At 67.2% G+C, this 387-nt stretch carries 1 protein-coding gene; it reads right to left on the reverse strand.

The window, feature by feature from the left end; all coding sequences use genetic code 11:
* A partial coding sequence (locus ACK3CV_RS25355; protein WP_489009926.1) for a paraquat-inducible protein A occupies positions 1–387 on the reverse strand: 387 nt, incomplete at both ends.

Here is a 387-nt window from a genome sequence, read left to right on the forward strand (position 1 = left end):
GCGCCTCGGTCACCATGATCGGCATCAGGTTGGCCGGAATGTACAGCATGACGGAGGTCACCAGCAGCGCCAGCGTCCACTGCAGGCTGTGGCGGCGACGTACGTAGCCGTTGGTGTGGCAGCGCGGACAGCGCACCTGATTGGCCGGCAGGATCGCCGTGCAGCAGGCGCAAGAGCGCACGCCCTGCCGCATGCCGGTGCGCCCCACCGTCAGCGGGCGATCGATACGCGGCGCCGGTTCGATGTCCTGCCACAGCCAGCGCCTGTCCACGCACTGGAAGGCGCGCACCTGCAGCAGGCAGAACAGGCAATAAGGCACGAAGCTGCTGCCGATGCCGATATCGCCGTAGGCCATCAGCTTGACGAAGCTGACCAGCACCCCGGCGA

It is taken from the genome of Serratia sp. TSO36 (assembly GCF_057808395.1).